The sequence below is a fragment of the Prauserella aidingensis genome (assembly GCF_024171865.1).
Lineage (GTDB): Bacteria > Actinomycetota > Actinomycetes > Mycobacteriales > Pseudonocardiaceae > Prauserella > Prauserella aidingensis.
This window is the reverse complement of record NZ_JAMTCN010000001.1, coordinates 26,727-46,153: the sequence shown is the minus strand read 5'-3', so window position 1 is coordinate 46,153 and position 19,427 is coordinate 26,727. Positions and strand designations below refer to the sequence as shown.

Below are 19,427 nucleotides of genomic sequence, written 5' to 3'. Positions count from 1 at the left end.
CCACGGGTAGAACATCAGTTCGATGACGCGTAGAGTTCGGGGCATGGACCTGGCACTTCAGGGATCACTCTTCGACGCGCTCGCCACCGACCCGGCCGCCGGTGAAGCGGACTCCGGCCACCTGGACTCCGACGGCGCACCGCACGCGGCCGCGAGCACACCGTCGGTCCGCTCGCTGGAGTCCGTCCGGCGTACCGACCTCGGCCGGGGCGCGTGGATCGACGTCCTCCCCGCGTGGCTGTCCGGCGCCGACACCCTCTTCCACGCGCTCGCGACGCGGGTTCCGTGGCACGCCGAACGCAGGCGGATGTACGACCGGACCGTCGACGTACCGCGGCTGCTGAGCTTCTACGACGAGGACGACCCGTTGCCCGACCCCGTGCTCGCACAGGCCCGCGAGGCACTGTCGGCGCGGTACGGTGCCGAACTCGGCGAGCCGTTCCGCACAGCGGGACTGTGCTACTACCGCGACGGCTCCGACAGCGTGGCCTGGCACGGCGACACGATCGGCCGCGGCCGATCGGAGGACACGATGGTCGCCATCGTGTCGGTCGGTGCCGCCCGGCCCCTGCTGCTGCGGCCTCGCGGCGGGGGCACGACCCGGCGTTACGGCCTGGGGCACGGCGACCTCGTCGTCATGGGCGGCTCGTGCCAACGAACATGGGAGCACGCCGTGCCCAAGACGTCCAAGGCCGTCGGGCCGCGCATCAGCATCCAGTTCCGTCCCCGCGGCGTGCGGTGACGGACACGCGGCCGTCACTCAGCCCAGCTCGCGGGTACCGTCGTCGCGTTTCCGGGTCACCCCGTCGGCATCGAGCCGCTCGAGCAGGGGCACGGCGACCCGGCGGGTCGTGTCCCACACCCGGCGGGCCTGGCTGACGGTGAACGGCGTCTCGAGCCGCGCCAACCGCTGCGCCGCCAGGTCCGGCGCCCCGGCCGCCAGCACCACGGTGTCGGTGAGCCGGACGAGCCTGCCCGCCCGTTCCGCCGCGGCGAGTTCGCGCTGCCCCAACCCCAGCTCCGCCAGATCGTCGGCCTCCGGAGCCTGGAAGGGGTTCGCCGCGAGACGTCGTTCCAGTCGCTGCACCGCCCGCTCGACCGCCTGCGGGAGCACCATGGCGCCCGGCCTGCGTACCAGGCCGTCGCTCAACTCCAACCCTGCACGGTCGACGATGCGGGAGATCAGCACGGCCGGCACACCCAGGTCGCGGCGCAGCGCCTCGACGGGCATCCCCGCGGCGAGCGGCTCGGCCTCCGCGTGGGCTGCCACGCGCTCGGCCGCGCGCCCGGGCAGCTCGGCCAGCAGGTCCGCGTCGACGTGCAGTCCGGCCAGCTCCGGCACGTCCGGGTGGAACCCGCGAGCACGCAACTCGGCCGGCGCCACCACACCGCAGCGGCGCACGTAGGCCACGGCCGGATCGGTCCCGTCGAGTTCCCGCGCCCGTTCCCGCGCCGCCCCGCGCCGGCGCAGGGCGGGCGGGTCCGGGTCGAGGACCTCCACTCCCGCGGGCACCCGGTGCTCCCCGGGATCGCGCACGAGCCCGGTGTCGCCGTGCCGGAGCGGCAACGGCTGCGCCAGCGCCAGTCGCACGGTGTCGTCCCCCAGCGGGCGCACCCGGCACGGGACGGCCGCGGCACCGACGTGCAGCACGAGGTCGCGGTGCAGTTCGCCTGCCTTGTCGCCGCGCAGCCGCACGTCGACCTCCGAGGTGGGCCGCCAGGCCCCCGGGGTGAGCAGCGCCTCGCCGCGGTGAACCCCGGAACGCCCGACACCTCGCAGGTTCACGGCCACCCGCGCGACCGCCGACACCTCCCCACGGTCGCGGCCCAGGGCCTGCACCCCGCGCACGGTGACCCGTCCGCCCGACCCCGACAACTCGAGTTCGTCGCCGACGGCGACCCGCCCCGCGCCCAACGTCCCCGTGACGACGGTGCCCGCCCCTCGGATCGTGAACACCCGGTCGGCCCACAGCCGCACGTCCGCGACCGGATCCGGTTCGGGCAGCCCGCGCACCAGCCGGGAGAGGGCGCGCCGCAGCTCGTCGAGTCCGGCGCCGGTACGTCCGCTCACCGCGACCGCGGGTACGTCCCCGAGAGTCGTGGCCGCGACCCGGGATCGGGCGTCGGCGATCACCTCGGCCGGGTCCGCCCGGTCCGCCTTCGTGACCACCAGGAGGCCGCGCGACACGCCGAAGGCGTCGAGCGCGGCGAGGTGCTCCGCCGACTGCGCCTGCCACCCCTCGTCGGCCGCGACGACGATCATGGCCGCCGTGACCGGCCCCGCGCCCGCGAGCATGTTCGGCACGAACCTCTCGTGACCCGGCACGTCGACGAACGCCACGACGTCGTCGAGACCGCCGGTCTCGGCGTCGCCGTCGCCCTCCCCGTCGACAGCCCCGAGCCTGGTCCAGGCAAATCCGAGGTCCACGGTCAGCCCGCGCCGCTGCTCCTCGGCGAGCCGGTCGGGCTCCATGTCGGTCAGCGCGCGGACCAGCGTGGACTTGCCGTGATCCACGTGCCCCGCGGTGGCTACGACGTGCATCGCACCACCGCCTCGACCAGTTCGGCGTCGGCGTCCTCCGGCACCGTCCGCAGGTCCAGCAGACACCTGCCGCGGTCGAGCCTGCCGACGACCGCCGGTCTGCCCGTGCGCAGAGGTTCGGCGCAGCACTCCGGCAGGCTCACGGCCACGCTCGGCAGCTCCACCCCCGGGGCACCGCCGCCGCCGACCGCCGCGACGGAGTCGACGGCCGCGGCCTCCACGCCGCGCGACGTCAGCTCCGCCGCGAGCCGTTCCGCCCGCACCCACAGCTCGCCGACGTCGGCGTCCAACGCGGCCGCCACCGGCGGAGTCCCACCACGCAACGTCGCCTCCAGCGCGGCCAACGTCAGCTTGTCCACCCGCAGCGCCCGGGCGGCCGGGTGCCGTCGCAGCCGTTCGACCAGCCCGGTCTCCCCCAGCAACAGACCGGCCTGCGGACCGCCCAGCAACTTGTCCCCGCTCGCGGTGACCAGCGCGGCACCCGCCCGCAGCGCCGTCGTCGCGTCCGGCTCCTCCGGCACCAGCGCATGAGGGCGCAGCAGGCCGGACCCGATGTCCACGACGACGGGCACGCCGAGCCCGGTCAGCTCGGCGATCGAGGCCTCCGCGGTGAAGCCCGTGACGCGGAAGTTCGACGGATGCACCTTGAGCACGCACCCCGTGTCGGGTCCGATCGCCGCGGCGTAGTCGGCCGCGCTGGTCCGGTTGGTCGTGCCGACCTCCCGCAGCCGCGCGCCCGCCGAGGTCAGCAACTCGGGGATCCGGAAGCCGTCACCGATCTCGACCAGCTCGCCGCGGCTGACCACGATCTCCTTGCCGGGCGCCAGTGTCAGCGCGCACAGCAGCAACGCCGCGGCGTTGTTGTTGACCACGTGCACGCCGCCCGCGTCCGGTACCGCCTCGGCGAGCGCCGCGAGCGCTCCCGTACCCCTGCGTGCGCGATGGCCGCCTGCGAGGTCGAATTCGACGTCGGTGTATCCGACCGCCGTCCGTACCGCGTCGAGTGCCGCCGCCGACAACGGCGCCCTGCCCAGGTTGGTGTGCACGACGACGCCGGTCGCGTTCACGACCGGGGACAGGCTCGTCGGCTGTGGTGGCGGGGCGTCGGCCGCGGCCAGCGCCTCGTCGGCCACGTCCTCGGGCGCGATCTCCCCGGCCCGCGCGCGATCCTGTGCGGCCACGATCGCCGTCTTCACCCGGTCGCGGCCGAGCTCGTCGGCGGCCTTCGCGAGTCGTGGTTCGGCGAGGAGGGCGTCGGTGCGGGGGATGCGCCGCCGTGGGTCGGTCACGACGCACCCCCGCACCGGTCCTCGCGGAGGCGAACGGGAATCGAACCCGCCAACGACAGTGTCTGCCGTTCCACGGTGTTGAAGACCGGGCCGGTCACCAGGCCGGAAGCGCCTCCCTGCAGCAATGCCGCGATCGCCGACATGCCGTCATCCTCGCAAGGCCGATCACGGCCCGCACAGGCAGGATCGGGTTATGACCCCCCGACTGACCCAGTACGCCCACGGCGGCGGCTGTGCCTGCAAGATCCCCGCCGGCGAACTCGAGGAGATGGTGCGCGGCCTCGGCGCCGTCACGCCACCGGGCGCGCCGGGCGACCTGCTCGTCGGCCTCGAGACCGGCGACGACGCGGCCGCCGTGCGGATCACCGGCGACCAGGCCGTCGTCGCCACGACCGACTTCTTCACCCCCGTGGTCGACGACGCCTACGACTGGGGCCGGATCGCGGCCACCAACGCCCTCTCCGACATCTACGCCATGGGCGCCGCGCCGCTCCTCGCGCTGAACCTGCTGTGCTGGCCCCGGGACCAACTGCCGCCGGATCTGGCGACCGAGGTCCTGCGCGGCGGGGCGGACGTCTGCGCCGCCGCGGGCTGCCACCTCGCGGGCGGCCACAGCGTCGACGACCCCGAGCCGAAGTACGGTCTCGCCGTCACGGGCCTGGCCCACCCGGACCGGCTGCTCCGCAACGACACGGGCTCGCCCGGCACGCCGTTGTCCCTGACGAAGCCGCTCGGCCTGGGCGTGCTCAACGCCCACCACAAGGCGACCGGACAGCGCCACGCGGCGGCGATCGACGTCATGACCACGCGCAACGACGCCGCCTCCCGCGCCGCCGTCGCCGCGGGCATCACGTGTGCCACCGACGTGACGGGATTCGGACTGCTCGGGCACGTGCACAAGCTGGCGCGGGCGAGCGGTGTCACCGCGGTGATCGACGCCGCGGCGGTGCCCTACGTGGACGGTGCACGGCAGGCGCTGGCCGACGGGTTCGTCCCCGGTGGCAGCGCGCGCAACCTCGACTGGGTGCGCCCGCACGTCGACGTCTCGGCGGTGGACGGCGACACGGCGCTGCTGCTGGCCGACGCACAGACCTCGGGAGGCCTGGTCGTCGCGGGCGAGATCCCGGGAGCATCGGTCATCGGTGAGCTCCGGGCACAGGGCGACCGGACCGTGATCGTGCGCTGACCCGTCCGTGCGTCACCGGGCGGGACGCACGGACGGGTCAGCGGGCGCCGGCGGGTCCGCCCGCGCCGCCGGCCGGCCCTCGGCCGGCGGCGTTACCGCCGCCGTTGCTTCCGCTGTCCCCGTTGCCGGCGCCGTTCTCGCCATTGCCGCCGCCGTTGCCGTCACCGTTGCCGCCGCCGGATTCGCCGTTGCCCGGCGCCTCGCCGTCGCCCCCGTTTCCGCCGTCGCCGTTGCCGTCACCGGAGTCACCGTCGCCGCCACCGTCCGGCGGCTCGGGTTCGGGCTCCGGTTCCAGGCACACGACCGCGGTCTGGCCCCGGTAGACGACGTCACGCTTCTCGCGGCGGATCACCTCACCGGTCTCCGGGTCCTTGAACACGCGTGTGTCGTTGGTGCTGAAGCCGCTGGAACCGCTGCTCGGCACGCAGGACTCGCTCGCCGGCAGGACCTCGGTCGGTGGCGCGGTGTAGTTGTACCTGCCGCCGTTGACCGATTCGATCTCGTAGCGCTTGGTGCCCCACAGCTTCACCGTGATGTCGCTCGGGGTCCAGATCGTCTGGATGACGATGCCGTTCGGCGAGTCGTTCTTGAACTTCAGGTCGATGACACTCGACCCGTCCGGGTTCTGGAACACCGTGGCCTCGCGCCCCACCGGATAACGGCTGATGTAGTAGCTGTGCTCCTGGTGGTCCACGTCTTTCAGGCCCGCGAAGTAGTACGCGTTGTAGAGCGTCGTCGCGAACTGCGAGATGCCGCCGCCGACGGCCCGCGAGGCCTGACCGCCCGAGATGATGCCGGCGGACACGTAGCCCTGCTCGACCCCTCGTGGCCCGGTGTACTCGTTCAGGCTGAACGTCTCCCCCGGTTCGACGATCGCGCCGTTGACCTCGCGCGCGACCTGCTTGATGTTCAGCCCCGAGTCGTAGGCGAAGCCGCTGGTGGTGAACTCGCCGACGACCTCCTCGATGCCGAGGGCCTGCGCTTCCTTCGTGGTCAGCTCGGCGGGCTGCTCGCCGTAGGGTGCTGTCACCGAGCGCTCGCCGTCGCCGGTGAGCACACCGGGGAGCTTCTTCGCGACCGTGGCCCAGTCCACGCCGTAGCCGTCCGTGGACGGCCGGATCGTCGGGCTGCCGCCCTCGAACGTGAAGCGGGCGTCGCGGCCCGGGTCCTCGGTCGAGGCCAGCTGCGGCCCCGCGACCTCGCGCAGCACCTCCTCGTCGATCCCGGCGGTCAACGTGCCGTCGTCGCGGACGTCGAACGTCAGCGACCGTGCGATGCCGCGCGGCCGCACGGTGGCTTCCGCCCCTTCCCCGCGGATCGTCACCGGCGCGGAGACGGCCGGTTCGGCCAGGTCGGCCACCGCGTCGCGGACGGTGTCGGGCGTCGACCGCACCTCCAGAATGCGCACGGGCAGTTCCACCCCGTCCGGGGTGGCCCAGCGGGCCAGGATCGCCGACTTCGCCCCGGCCACGTCGAGCTCCCGGCCCTTCACCGGGTCGACCGGCACCGGCGTCGTGCCGTCGAACCGGATGGTGCCTTCCGAGGCCTCCCGGTCGATGTCGTCGCGGAGCCGCTCGAGTTCGGCGTCGAGTTGTGCCGAGTCCGCGGTCGAGACGAGTCCGATGTCCTCGGTCGTGAACAGCGACGCCACACGCGCGAACGGGTTCAGCGGCTGGTCGGTCGCGGCGTCGAGGGTCGCCTGCCAGTCCACGGCCAGGCCTGCCGATTCGGGAGCGAGCGTGTGCTCGCCACCCCCGGTGAGGGTGACCGGCGAGGACTCGTCGAGTTCGCGGCGCAGCGTCCGTTCGGCGTCCTCACGGCTCTGCCCGGCGACGTCGACCCCCGCGACGGTGCGGCCGCGTGCCACGTCTCCCTGGTTGATCAGCAGGTCGAGGCCGTACAGCACGACGAGGACCCCCACGACGGCCGCCGCGATCACGCCGACCCGGCGCCACGGCACGTCCGCGGCCAGCAGCCCGGCGCCGGCGGACTTCCGGGACTCGTCCGATTCGGTGTCGGGAGATCCGGTGTCCTGGGTCGCGGTGTCGGGGGATTCGCTGTCGCGGGATTCGGTCCCGTCGACGGGCTCGAGGACGGCTGTGTCGTCCGCGGCGGCGCTGCCCTGCTCCGCGGCGGCGCCGGTCCCATCCGCCTCGGTGGTGGCGGCCGCGCCGTGGTCCGCGCCGAGGGCGGCCGCATCGGTCTCCGACGGCCACGCCGGCTGGTCCGCACCGGCCGTCTCCGACGGGTCGCCGTCGGGCTGCGGCGCGGACGCGCTCGTACCGGTGGGCGCCGCCGGCGTCACCTCGCCCGTGTCCGGCTCGAAGTCGAGCTCGCCGACGTCCTCCCCAGCGCCCACCGACGCGGCATCCTCGGACTCGGTATCCCCGGACCCCGCATCCTCGGATTTCGCATCGTCGGATTTCGCATCGTCGGAGTACACGGCCTCGGAGTTCGGGGCCTCGGACTCCACGGCCTCGTGAGACTCGGCGGACTCCACAGCATCACTGCGCCGCGTGGCGCCCTCCGCCTGTGCGATATCGGTCTGTGCGATATCGCCGGAGTCGGGCGTGGAGGCCTCGTCGGTTCCGGTGGGCCCGCCGGACGCCGACGTGGTTCCCGCGGTCGGATCCGGTACGTCACCGGAGCCTGGCGTCGCAGGGTCGGGCGTCACGGAGTCGTCGTCCTGGGCCAAGGTATTCCTCTGAGGCGTTCAGCTACGGCAATCATCGCAAAATTACCGCAGTGCGTGACATCGGTCGCAGGGACCTCACCCGAGCGCAGCCGGGCCGGCCCGGCGGGTCGACGGAACGTCGCCTCGGGCCGTGGTCGGCGCCCTCCGGGCACCCCGCGTCGCCCTACTCCTCGTCGTCGTCCCCGTCGCCCTTCTTCTCGTCCTTCTCGCCCTCACCCTCGTTCTTCTCGTCCTTGTCCTCCTTCTTCTTCTCGTCGTCCTTGTCGCCCTTGTCGTCCTTCTTCTCGTCCTCGCCCTTGCCGCCGAGCTCGCGGGTGCCGACGACCTCGTCGGAGTCGATCAACGGGTCACCCGATGCCGACACGGTCATGGCCAGACGGTGCATCTCACGGGTGCGTTCACCGTCGGTGGTCGTGAAGTCGAGGCGAACCTTGACGGTCTCGTCGTCGACGGCGCGGGGCCCGCCGCTGACCCGGACCTTCTCGATGCCGTCCCAGAACTTCTCGTACTGCTCCCGGCCCTGGGCCTGCAGCGTAGGGCCGAGCGAGCTCCACGCGGTGTCGGCGTCGTCCGGGACCAGCGCGTAGTAGTGGGCCACCGCCGCCTCCAACTCCGCGCGCGACGGCTGCGGCGGTGTGCTCGTCTCCGGTTCCCGCGAGGACGACGGGGCCGAGCCGGACGTGGAGGCCGGGGCCGCCCCGGCCTCCGAGCCGGAGGCGCCGACGGTCCGCACCAGGATCTCGGACACGAGGACTCCCACGGCGACGGCGGCCACCACCGCGGCCGCGACGACCGCGATCCGCTTCCGGCGGTCCGTCGGCTGCTGCGCCTCGACCGCGGGTAACCCCACCCTGGTCGCAGGCCGCTGCCCGGACGCCGCTCCCGCCGCAGGCGTCGCCGCCACGGCGGGCATCGGTGCGGTGACCGGAGCGGCTGCGGGCACCGTCGCGGGTTCGAGCTGCGGCGCAGCCCCGGCGGCTACGGCCCGCAGTGCCTCCTCGGCCTGCGCCATCGACGGGCGCTGCGCGGGCTCCTGGTGCAGCATCGCCTGCAACGGGCCGGCGAGCGGGCCGGCCTGCCGCGGCGGCGTGGCCGCGGATGTGGCCACCTTGTGCAGCAATGCGATCTCGTTGTCGAGCGTGCCGAACGGCGAACCGCCCTCGACCATCGAGTACAGCGTCGCTCCGAGGGAGAACACGTCGGACTCGGGGCCCGGGTCGGACCCGCGCGCCGCCTCCGGCGACAGGTACGCGGGTGTGCCCGCGAACAGGCCGGTGCTGGTCAGCGTGACGTCCCCGGCGGCCCGCGAGATGCCGAAGTCGGTGATCTTCGCCGTTCCGTCCTCCGCGATGAGCACGTTGCCCGGCTTGACGTCCCGGTGCACGACACCGGCGGCGTGGGCCGCGCCCAGCGCCGAGGCGACCTGCGCACCGAGTCGTGCCACCTCGGCGGGCGGCAGCACGCGTCCCTCGCCCAGCAGATCCGCCATGCTCCGGGACGGAAGGAACTCCATCACGAGTACGGGCTGGCCCTCGTCCTCGGCGACGTTGTAGACGGTGATCGCGTTGGGGTGCTGCAGCCGGGCCGCCATGCGTCCCTCGCGGAACGCACGCTGCCGCGCGGTCTCCGCTTCGCGCTGGTTCAGGCCGGGCGGCAACAGCAGCTGTTTGACCGCCACCGTGCGGTCGAGCACCTCGTCGACCGCACGCCAGACCACGCCCATCGCTCCGGTACCGATGCGCGAACGCAGGCGATAACGCTCCGCGATCAGACGGCCTTCGTCGTCACTCAACGGCGGCTCCTCGGGTTCCGGCGAGCGGGCAGGACTGCATGGTCCGGACAGCGTAGATGTCCGTGACGCCGTGCACTCCACAACCGTCCAGGCAGGCCGAACATCACATGCGATCCCACACGACACCAGGGGCGACGCCGAACGCCCGCCCACACCGTCGACAACCGCGAGTCACGAAGCACCTGAAGATCCACCCGAACGGGTGGATAGACTATGGGGCCATGGGTTGGTTGATGAACACGTGGCGGGAGTCTGCCGCCGGGCGGGAACTCGCCGCACTCACCGACCGGCTCGGCCGGATCGGCGCCGCACCCGCTCTCCTGCCGGTGGGCAGGCTGGCGGCCGTCGATCAGCACGCGGCGGCGATCCGCGACATCCTGACCCTCGGCGCGGGCGGCGTCTCCCAGGCGCAGCTCGCCTATTACGCCCGCGGGGTGCGCGACGCCGCCCGGGACGCAGGCTGGACACCACCGTCGGCGGAGGGCGCGACGACCGACTGGGTCGTCCTCCGCCTGGCCGCCGTCTGCCTGCTCGCGACAGCGGGCGCCGCGGCGGGTGCCGAGCTGGACCCCGCACTCTTCTCCTGAGCCCTGTCCTCGGCGAGCGCACACACGACGGCGGGCACGTATCCGACAGCTGTCGGATACGTGCCCGCCGTGGCGAGGGAACTACTCGTCGGCGTTCACCTGGGGTAGTCGCCCGTGTCGGGCCGGGGCTGCTCGGACTGCATGCCCGAGGCACCCGGCGCCGTCGGGATCGGACCCGTCGCGGGCTCCTGCTGCGTGCTCGCGGGAGCGCCGGACTGGGCGCGCATCGTGTCCTCACGACCACGCTGGTACGCTTCGTCCGAACCGGTCGCCGCGGGCAGCTCCTCCTCGGCCCGGCCGAGCCAGCGCTCCCACCGCTGCTGCATCGGGCGCACCATGCCGCCGCCGACACCCACGACGATCACGCCGCCGACCGTGGCGAGCACGGTGACCAGCACCGGCGTCGTCACCGTGGTGGCCACGCCCATCTGGTTCAGCGCGGCGATCACACCGAGCGCCACGATGAAGACCTGCGCCACCCGGGCCACGACGTTGCCCCAGCTGAACGCACCGAGCGTGGCGCTCACGATGTCCTTCACGGCATTGCCGATCGCGGCCGCCACCACGACGATGACGATCGCGACCACGGCCATCGGCAGCCAGGCCACGACGTCGGCGAGCAGCGTGCTCACCGGGTTCGGGCCGAAGACCGCGAAGCCCATCTGCAGCGTGATCAGTAGGACGGCGTAGTAGACGATCGCCGCGATCAGATCACTGGCGTCGTACTTCGAGCGTTCGAGCGCCCGCTTGATACCACCACGTTCCACCGCGCGATCGAAATGCAGCCGCTCGAGCACCATGTCGACGACCTTGCGCAGCGCCTTCGCCACGATCCAGCCGACGACGAGAATGACCAAGAACACGGCGAGATTGGGCAGGAAATTGATCACCGTGTCCAAGACGTTGCGGAATGAATCACCAATATTCATCGCCGGTACCATCCTTTCCGGGTGGTTGCGGACTACCCGGAAAAAGAGGCTCACACGCGCCCGAGCGGGGCGCCTTTCGAGATCGACTAATGACCCCGATCGGGTGAGGTTCCGTAATTCCGAACCGTTTTCGCGATCTCCGCCGTTTGTGCAGGACACACCCGGCAACACCCGCCGACGAACCGCGCACCGGCGCGAATCCAGTCGCTCACCTGCGCGGGGGAGAAAGTCGCTCGCCCGGTCCATTGACGCGCTGTGGCATCCCAGCCGTGACCACTGTTCGGATACGCCACGGCGGGCTTTCCGGCGATCCCACCTGCACCGCGTCGACGGCGGATATCACCTCATCGGGCGCACAGCAGTTCACCCCCACGCCTACCACGCGGTCGTCACCGGCCGCGACCGCGAACGCGTCCTCGAACGACTGCCCGGCCCGCGTACGGCCGTCGGCCACGGTGTAGGACAGCCATGCGGGCACGTCCACCGCGTCGAGCGCGGCCAGCAACGCGACGGCCTCGTCGACGTCCGGCACGGTCTCCAGCGCGATCAGGTCCGGGCCCGCCTCGGCCAGCGTCTCCAGCCGGGGCCGGTGGAACGCCGTCAGCTCGCGCACGGTCAGCCCGTAGCGACCGCGGTATTCCGATCCGTCGGCCAGATAGGCACCGTAGGGGCCGACGGACGCCGCCACCAGGCCGCCGCCCGCCCGCTCAGCGGCTTGCCTCGCGAGGTCGACACTGCGCCGCAGCAGTCGCCGCGTCTCGTCCTCCGACAGGCCGTGCTCGGCGAACCCGGCCGCGCTGGCCTGGTAGCTCGCCGTGATCGCCACGTCCGCTCCGGCGCGGAAGAACGCCTCGTGTGCGGCGACGATCTCCTCCGGGGCGTCGGCCAGCAGCCGCGCCGACCACAGCGAGCTCGACAGGTCGTTGCCGCGCGCCTCGAGTTCCGTCGCCAGTCCGCCGTCCAGCACCACGACGGGCTCGGAGCCCGCGCCGGTCTCGTCCATGCGGTCCAGATTACGGTGCCGACGCCCGGGGACTCCGTCGTGACCCGACCGCACGCGGGGACGGCGTCACGCACCGCGTCCGACGGCCTACAGTATGGCGCCGACCCCTGCCGTGCCCGACCGCGATCGGGCACGGCACCCGAGCAGGCGACGGAGGAGGTGCAGCGCGCGTGCGCGACGACGACCGGCGCGGCCCGTCGCCCGGCGCTGTGACCGGCGACGACGCGGCCGACGAGGTCGACTTCTACGACCTGCTCGGTGTCCCCGACGACGCGACGACCTCGCAGATCAAATCGGCGTTCCGTGCTCGTGCGCGCTCGTGGCATCCCGACGCGGGCGGCGACGCGCACCGGTTCGCGCTGCTGCGCGAGGCCTACGACACGCTCACCGATCCCGAACGGCGCGCGGTCTACGACGGTACGGACGACGACACCGCAGGCCCGGCCGACGAGCCGCTGCCGGTTCCCGATCCCGGTGCGGTCCCGCCGCCGCGCAGGCCGCGCGGCCGGGTCTTCGGGGACGATCCGTCGTTCCGGCCACCGCGCGTGCGCCTCGACCCCGTGACGATCCCCTGGTGGGAGTGCGCGGCCGCGGAACCGCGGACTCACCTGTCCCCCGGCCGCGCACCGGGGCACGCGGTTCCGGTGCTCGTCCCGGCGGTCACCGCAGCGGTCGCCGCCCTCGTCGTCCTCGCGGGGGCGCCTGCGCCCGTGCTGGTCGCCGTGCTGGCCGCGGCCGTCGCGGCGGCGGCCGCGGTGGTCGCGGGGGTCCGCAGGCGCCACGTGGCGCTGCGGGCCGCACGCGCCGAGGTGCGGGAGGTCGTGTTCGGCAGGCCCGGCACCGACGACGACCAGATCGCCGAACGCCGCACCGCGGACCTGCTCGACCGCTACCTCACCCGCCTGCCGGGCGCACGGATCTTCCACGGACTGTCCTGGCCCGGTTCGGTGTTCGCCGACATCGACCACGCCGTGCTGTGCGGCAGGCGGCTGCTGCTCGTGGAGTCGAAGCGGTGGCTGCCCGGGCACTACAGCACGAGTGCCGACGACGTGCTGCAGCGCAACGGTCGCCGGTTCGGCGGCGGCGGGAGCCGCCTCGCCGAGGCACTCGACGTGTTCGACGAGCTGCTTCCCGACGTCGACGTCCGCGGGGCCCTCGTGCTGTACCCGAGCCGTGCGGGCACGATCACGGTCGCCCCCACCGACGCGTTCACCCCCGCCGGAACCGACGTCGCCGTGCTGACTCCGGAGGAGTTCGTGCACACCGCAGGGGCGTGGCTGGCCGAGGATCCCTCCACTGTGGACGTCCCGGCGTTCCGCACCGTGCTCGCCCGCGTCGTGAGCTGACACCGCTCGGACACGCCCCGCCCGCCGCGGGCCCGGTGTCGACGGGCCCCGAACCGCCGACACCGACCCCCGACGCCGTACCCCGACACGCGACCCGACCGACCTCGGGTTCTCCGGCCTCTCCCACGCGGGCGCTCGGACTGGTAGCTTCCTAAGCGCACGCTTACTCGATGAGGAGGACCTTCGTGTCGGTGGACAACCCTGTTCCGGAGTCACCGTCCCGCGTCGCCGTCGTCACCGGCGCGGGCCGCGGTATCGGCGCCGCCGTCGCCCGGCGACTCGCCGAGGACGGATTCGCCGTCGGGCTGATCGATCTCGACGAAGCGGGCGCCAAGGCGGGCGCTGACGCGATCACCGCGACCGGCGGTACGGCGGTCGGCCTGGCCGCGGACATCAGCGACGCCGAGGAGGTGGAGCGCGTGGTCGGCGAGGTGGCCGACGCACTCGGGCCGCCGACCGTGCTCGTGAACAACGCCGGCATCACGCGCGACAACCTGCTGTTCAAGATGTCCGAGTCCGATTGGGATGCGGTCATGGGCGTCCACCTGCGCGGTGCGTTCCTGATGTCACGTGCGGTGCAGAAGCACATGACCGAGCAGGGCTGGGGCCGGATCGTCAGCCTGTCGAGCACCTCCGCGCTCGGCAACCGCGGCCAGGCGAACTACTCGACGGCGAAGGCCGGGTTGCAGGGCTTCACCAAGACGCTGGCCGTCGAACTCGGCAAGTTCGGCGTCACCGCCAACGCCATCGCGCCCGGTTTCATCGCGACCGACATGACCGCGGCGACCGCCGAGCGGGTGGGTATGGGGTTCGAGGACTTCAAGGACGCGGCGGCGAAGGAGATCCCGGTGCGCCGGGTCGGCGAGCCGGAGGACATCGCCCACACGGTGTCGTTCCTCGTCAGCGACGGTGCCGGATTCGTGTCCGGTCAGGTCATCTACGTCGCGGGAGGGCCGAAGGCGTGAGTACGACCGAGTCCGAACCTGCCCGCGTCTTCCCCGACCTGGACAGCTTCACCGCCGCCGTCGGGGAGCAGCTCGGCAGCAGCGCGTGGCACACCGTCACCCAGGACCAGATCGACCTGTTCGCCGACGCGACGCTCGACCACCAGTGGATCCACGTCGACCCCGACCGTGCCGCGACGGGCCCGTTCGGCGCGCCGATCGCCCACGGTTTCCTCACGCTGTCGCTGATCCCACGACTGGCCAAGGACGTCTACCGGGTGGACGGGCTGAGCATGGGGATCAACTACGGGCTGAACAAGGTGCGGTTCCCGCAACCGGTGAAGGTCGGCCAGCGGATCCGCGGGAGCGCCGAGCTTGCCGAGGCCGCCCCCGGCAAGCAAGGGACGCAGGCGGTCGTCCGGTGGACCCTCGAGATCGAGGGTGAGGCCAAGCCCGCCTGCATCGCCGAGATGGTCACCGTGCTGGTCCCGTGACCGGTCCGGAGCGAGCGCCCACCGGACGCCCCGGACCGACACCCGCTCAGGACAAGGAGGTCGGAGTGAGCGACGCAGATCCCCCCGGCGTGGACCTGGCGCGCCTGCGCACGTACCTGGACCGGGAGCTGCCCGGTGCGGTCACCGGTCCGCTGACGGCCCGACTGGTCGAAGGCGGCCGGTCGAATCTCACCTACATCGTCGACGACGGCGCGCAGCGACTGGTGCTGCGGCGCCCGCCGCTCGGGCACGTGCTGCCGACGGCGCACGACATGACCCGCGAGTACCGGGTCATCAGCGGGCTGCACGGCACCCCGGTGCCGGTCCCCCGAGCCCGCGTGCTGTGCAGCGACGACGACGTCCTCGGCGCACAGTTCTACGTCATGGACTTCGTCGAGGGCTCCCCGTTGCGGACCGCCGAGCAGCTGCGGCCACGGGGTGAGGAGCGCACGCGGGCGATCACCGACCGGCTGGTCGACACCCTCGTGGAGCTGCACGCCGTCGACCCGCAGTCCGTCGGCCTCGGCGATTTCGGCAAACCCGACGGGTTCCTGGAACGCCAGCTCCGGCGGTGGTCGAAACAGCTGGCCGCGTCGCGCAGCCGGGACGTGCCGGGCATTGACGAGCTCCACGAACGCCTCGCGGCCCGGATTCCCACCTCGCCCGCGCCGTCGATCGTGCACGGCGACTACCGCCTGGACAACGTGCTGGTGGGAGCCGACGACCGCATCAACGCGGTGCTCGACTGGGAGATGTCGACGCTCGGCGACCCGCTCACCGACCTGGCGCTGTTGCTGGCGTACTCGCAGCTGCACACGCTCGACCTCGACACGGTCAGCGATGTCGGTGCGGCACCGGGGCACCCGTCGCCCGACGAGATCGCCGACGCCTACGCACGCGCGTCCGGACGCGACGTCTCCGACCTGGGCTGGTACCTGGGATTCGCGCTGTTCAAGCTCGCGGTGATCCTCGAGGGCATCTACTACCGCTACAGCCACGGACAGACCGTCGGCGAGGGATTCGACCGCATCGGCGCCGGTGTCGCCCCGCTCGTCGCGCTCGGCAACTCCGCACTGAAAGGGAACTGATGGACTTCGCCGTCGACAGCACCACCGAGGAGCTCAGCGGGCGGCTGCGGGAGTTCATGGACTCCCACGTGTACCCGGCCGAGCCGGTGTTCCACGAGCAGCTCGCCGAGCGCAGCGATCCGTGGTCGGTACCACCCGTCGTCGAGGAGCTTAAGGCCGAGGCACGCAACCGCGGCCTGTGGAACTTCTTCCTCCCCGGTTCGGACGGCGGCGGCCTGACGAATCTGCAGTACGCGCCGCTCGCGGAGATCACCGGCCGCAGTCCCGAACTGGCTCCGGCCGCGCTGAACTGCGCGGCCCCCGACACCGGCAACATGGAAGTCCTGCACATGTTCGGCTCCGCCGAGCAGCAGCGCACGTGGCTGGAGCCGTTGCTGGACGGGTCGATCCGGTCGGCGTTCGCGATGACCGAACCGGACGTGGCCTCCTCCGACGCCCGCAACATCGCCACCCGCATCGAGCGGGACGGCGACACCTACGTCCTCAACGGACGGAAGTGGTTCATCTCCGGGGCGATGAATCCGAACTGCCGCGTCTTCATCGTGATGGGCAAGATCGATCCGGACGCCGAGCCGCACCGCCAGCAGAGCATGATCCTCGTCCCGCGCGACACCCCGGGAGTGCACGTCAAGCGCGGCATGCAGGTGTTCGGCTACGACGACAGCGCCAGCGGCGGGCACGCCGAGGTGGTCTTCGAGGACGTGCGCGTGCCGGCGGAGAACCTCATCGGCGAGGAGGGCGGCGGGTTCGCCATCGCCCAAGCACGCCTGGGTCCGGGACGCATCCACCACTGCATGCGGCTGCTCGGCATGGCCGAACGCGCTGTGGAACTCATGTGCACCCGCGCGGTCGGCCGTGAGGCGTTCGGCTCCCCGCTGGCGAACCAGGGTGTCGTGCAGGAGTGGATCGCCGAGTCCCGCGTCACCATCGAGTCGCTGCGCCTGCTGGTGCTGAAGACGGCGTGGCTCATGGACACGGCGGGCAACAAGGGTGCCCACACGGAGATCCAGGCCATCAAGATCGCCACACCACGGGCCGTCGAATCCATTCTGGACAAGGCGATCCAGTTGCACGGAGCGGGCGGCGTGAGCCAGGACTTCCCGCTCGCCGGGTTGTGGGCCTCGGCCCGCACGCTCCGGCTGGCCGACGGCCCCGACGAAGCGCACAAACGATCCCTCGCCCGCAGAGAACTGAAGAGGTACCTGTGATGACGACGACGTCCGACAAGGGGCTCGACGCCGAGGGCCTGCGCGCCCGCGTCGCCGACGTCCTCGCCGCCCACGACCCGGACACGACCGACCGGCTCGACTTCCTGCGTGCCCGGTTCGACGCGGGCCTGGCCTGGGTGCACTTCCCCGTCGGCCTCGGCGGGCTCGACGCGCCCCGGGAGCTGCAGTCCGTCGTGGACGCCGAGTTCGCCGCCGCCGGTGCGCCGGACAACAACCCGCGCCGCATCGGGATCGGACTCGGCATGGCCGCGCCCACGATCCTGAAGTTCGGCAGCGAGGAGCTGAAGAAGCGCCTGCTCCGTCCGTTGTGGACCGGCGAGGAGGTGTGGTGCCAGCTGTTCTCCGAACCGGGTGCCGGCTCCGACCTCGCCGCACTGGCCACGCGGGCCGTCCGGGACGGGGACAGCTGGGTCGTCAACGGGCAGAAGGTGTGGACCTCCAGTGCGCACACCGCCCAGTGGGCCATCCTCGTCACGCGCACCGATCCGGACGTGCCGAAACACCGGGGCATGACCTACTTCGTGCTGGACATGACCCAGCCCGGTGTCGAGGTGCGACCACTCCGGCAGATCACCGGCGAGGCCGAGTTCAACGAGGTGTTCCTGACCGACGCGCGGATTCCGGACGCCCAGCGGCTCGGCGAGGTCGGCGCGGGCTGGCAGGTCGCGCAGACGACGCTGATGAACGAACGCGTCGCGATCGGCGGCAACGCCCAGCCCCGGGAAGGCGGCATGGTCGGCAAGGTCGCCGAGACCTGGCGCAACCGGCCCGAACTGCGCACACCGGAGTTGCGCGACCGGCTACTGCAACTGTGGGCCGAGGCGGAGGCGTTCCGGCTCGCGGGCAGCAGGCTGCGCCAGCAGCTGGCCGTGGGCCAGCCCGGGCCGGAGGGGTCGGGCATGAAGCTGGCGTTCGCGACCGTGGCGCAACGCCTCGCCGCGCTCGAGCTGGAGATCCTCGACGAGGACGCGCTGCGCTACGACGACTGGTCGATGCGCAGGCCGGAGCTCGTCGACTTCACCGGACGTGAGGCCGGCTACCGGTACCTGCGCAGCAAGGGCAATTCGATCGAGGGCGGCACCTCCGAGGTGCTCCGCAACATCATCGCCGAGCGCGTGCTGGGACTGCCGTCGGAACCGCGCACGGACAAGGACGTCGCCTGGAAGGACCTGCCCCGATGACCAACGCGGACCTGCTCTACTCGGACGTCGAGACCGATCTGCGCGCCAGCGTGCGCGACCTGCTCACCGACCGGTGCGCACCCGAGACCCTGCTGGCCCGAGTGGAGAGCGACGAGCCCTGCGACCGGGAGCTGTGGCGCACCCTCGCCCGCGACCTCGGCACGGCCGGGCTCGCGGTGCCGGAGGAGCTCGGCGGACAGGGCGCCTCGGCCCGTGAGGTGGCCCTCGTCCTCGAAGAACTCGGCCGCGCGGTCGCACCGGTGCCGTTCCTCGGCAGTGCCGTGCTGGCCACGTCGGCGCTGCTCGGCTGCGACACGGCAGCGGCCGAGGTCGCGGATCCGTTGCGCAGGCTCGCCGGCGGTGAGGCCGTCGGCGCGCTCGCCGTCCCGCTGTCGACCATGACCGACGCCGCGTTCCCCCGCGACGTCACGGCCACGGCCGACGGCACGCTCGACGGCACGGTCACGTCCGTCGCCGACGGCACGGTGGCGGACGTGTTCGTCGTCCCGGCCACGGGCCCGGACGGCCCCGGGCTGTACGCCGTCGACGCGTCCGCCGCCGAGGTGTCCGCACCGGTGTCGTTCGACCTGACCCGCCGCATCGCCGACGTGTCGTTCCGCGGTGCCGCCGCCACCCGGCTGGCCGGTCCGGACCGAGCCCCCGGCGCTCTGGAGGGCGCCCTGCTGACCGGGGCCGGACTGCTCGCGTCGGAACAGCTCGGCCTCGCGCAGTGGTGTCTCGACGAGACGGTGGAGTACCTGAAGAACCGGTACCAGTTCGGCAGGCCGGTCGGCTCGTTCCAGGCACTCAAACACCGGCTGTCCGACCTGTGGCTCGAACTGGTCGGCGCGCGGGCGGCCGCCCGGTACGCCGCGGACACCCTCGCACGCGGCGACGCCGACGCTCCGGTCGCGGTGGCGCTGGCCCAGTCGTACTGCGCGGAGACGGCCGTGCACGCGGCCGAGGAGTGTGTCCAGCTCCACGGCGGCATCGGCATGACGTGGGAGCACCCGGCGCACCTGTACCTCAAGCGGGCCAAGGCGAGTCAGGTCGCGTTCGGCGCTCCGGGCAGGCACCGGGCGGCGCTGGGCGAGCTCGTGGACCTGCCCGCGTGACCCTGTG

Annotated in this window: 15 protein-coding genes, 1 tRNA gene and 1 pseudogene; 10 read left to right on the top strand and 7 right to left on the bottom strand. The window is 72.5% G+C overall.

Annotation, left to right across the window (positions count from 1 at the left end; genetic code table 11):
- Positions 1-43 precede the first annotated feature (43 nt).
- Entirely contained in the window at positions 44-742 is a 699-nt protein-coding gene (locus tag LY13_RS00210; RefSeq protein WP_253826054.1) for an alpha-ketoglutarate-dependent dioxygenase AlkB, read from the top strand.
- A gap of 18 nt (positions 743-760) precedes the next feature.
- On the opposite strand, the gene selB is transcribed toward LY13_RS00210, so the two are convergent.
- The 3 genes from selB to LY13_RS00195 form a co-directional block, all read right to left on the bottom strand.
- Positions 761-2,542 carry a selenocysteine-specific translation elongation factor gene (selB, locus tag LY13_RS00205; RefSeq protein ID WP_253826053.1) on the bottom strand — a complete coding sequence of 594 codons (1,782 nt, stop codon included), beginning with the start codon at positions 2,540-2,542 and terminating at the stop codon, positions 761-763.
- Entirely contained in the window at positions 2,530-3,831 is a 1,302-nt protein-coding gene (gene selA, locus LY13_RS00200; protein ID WP_253826052.1) for an L-seryl-tRNA(Sec) selenium transferase, read from the bottom strand. Before selA ends, selB begins: the two co-directional genes overlap by 13 nt.
- Positions 3,832-3,855: 24 nt before the next feature.
- Positions 3,856-3,947 (bottom strand) — tRNA-Sec (locus LY13_RS00195).
- A gap of 77 nt (positions 3,948-4,024) precedes the next feature.
- On the opposite strand from LY13_RS00195, the gene selD reads away from it, so the two are divergent.
- On the top strand, positions 4,025-5,017 hold the full coding sequence (selD, locus tag LY13_RS00190; protein ID WP_253826051.1) for a selenide, water dikinase SelD: 993 nt from the start codon (positions 4,025-4,027) through the stop codon (positions 5,015-5,017).
- Positions 5,018-5,054: 37 nt separating this feature from the next.
- Here selD and LY13_RS00185 read toward each other — a convergent pair whose 3' ends face one another.
- A complete protein-coding gene (locus tag LY13_RS00185) occupies positions 5,055-7,712 on the bottom strand; it encodes a VanW family protein (RefSeq protein ID WP_253826050.1) in 2,658 nt (885 codons plus the stop codon).
- Between the two features lie 163 nt (positions 7,713-7,875).
- A complete protein-coding gene (locus LY13_RS00180) occupies positions 7,876-9,504 on the bottom strand; it encodes a serine/threonine-protein kinase (protein WP_253826049.1) in 1,629 nt (542 codons plus the stop codon).
- A 221-nt stretch (positions 9,505-9,725) separates the two neighbouring features.
- Between LY13_RS00180 and LY13_RS00175 the strand changes: the two genes are divergently transcribed.
- Positions 9,726-10,091, top strand: coding sequence for a DUF6401 family natural product biosynthesis protein (locus tag LY13_RS00175; RefSeq protein WP_253826048.1), 366 nt, complete (start codon positions 9,726-9,728; stop codon positions 10,089-10,091).
- Positions 10,092-10,186: 95 nt separating this feature from the next.
- Here the strand turns inward: LY13_RS00175 and LY13_RS00170 are convergent, their stop codons facing one another.
- Both LY13_RS00170 and mmuM read right to left on the bottom strand, forming a co-directional pair.
- Positions 10,187-11,020: a mechanosensitive ion channel family protein gene (locus tag LY13_RS00170; protein ID WP_253826047.1), complete on the bottom strand. Its 834-nt coding sequence runs from the start codon at positions 11,018-11,020 to the stop codon at positions 10,187-10,189.
- Positions 11,021-11,106: 86 nt separating this feature from the next.
- Positions 11,107-12,023, bottom strand: a pseudogene (gene mmuM, locus LY13_RS00165) (homocysteine S-methyltransferase).
- A 170-nt stretch (positions 12,024-12,193) separates the two neighbouring features.
- Here mmuM and LY13_RS00160 point away from each other — a divergent pair.
- From LY13_RS00160 to LY13_RS00130, 7 genes are all read left to right on the top strand, one after another.
- Positions 12,194-13,369, top strand: a complete 1,176-nt coding sequence (locus LY13_RS00160) for a J domain-containing protein (RefSeq protein ID WP_308216236.1) — start codon at positions 12,194-12,196, stop codon at positions 13,367-13,369.
- Positions 13,370-13,539: 170 nt separating this feature from the next.
- Complete coding sequence (gene fabG / locus LY13_RS00155; RefSeq protein WP_253826046.1) at positions 13,540-14,334, top strand: 3-oxoacyl-ACP reductase FabG; 795 nt, start codon at positions 13,540-13,542, stop codon at positions 14,332-14,334.
- Entirely contained in the window at positions 14,331-14,807 is a 477-nt protein-coding gene (locus tag LY13_RS00150; RefSeq protein WP_253826045.1) for a MaoC family dehydratase, read from the top strand. Before fabG ends, LY13_RS00150 begins: the two co-directional genes overlap by 4 nt.
- Before the next feature lie 65 nt (positions 14,808-14,872).
- Positions 14,873-15,895 (top strand): phosphotransferase family protein, encoded by a 1,023-nt coding sequence (locus LY13_RS00145; RefSeq protein ID WP_253826044.1) that lies wholly within the window; start codon positions 14,873-14,875, stop codon positions 15,893-15,895.
- Positions 15,895-17,103, top strand: a complete 1,209-nt coding sequence (locus tag LY13_RS00140; RefSeq protein WP_253826043.1) for an acyl-CoA dehydrogenase family protein — start codon at positions 15,895-15,897, stop codon at positions 17,101-17,103. Before LY13_RS00145 ends, LY13_RS00140 begins: the two co-directional genes overlap by 1 nt.
- On the top strand, positions 17,103-18,305 hold the full coding sequence (locus tag LY13_RS00135; RefSeq protein ID WP_253826042.1) for an acyl-CoA dehydrogenase family protein: 1,203 nt from the start codon (positions 17,103-17,105) through the stop codon (positions 18,303-18,305). Before LY13_RS00140 ends, LY13_RS00135 begins: the two co-directional genes overlap by 1 nt.
- Positions 18,302-19,420, top strand: a complete 1,119-nt coding sequence (locus LY13_RS00130) for an acyl-CoA dehydrogenase family protein (RefSeq protein WP_253826041.1) — start codon at positions 18,302-18,304, stop codon at positions 19,418-19,420. The genes LY13_RS00135 and LY13_RS00130 overlap by 4 nt, the downstream gene beginning before the upstream one ends.
- The last annotated feature ends 7 nt before the right edge of the window (positions 19,421-19,427 follow it).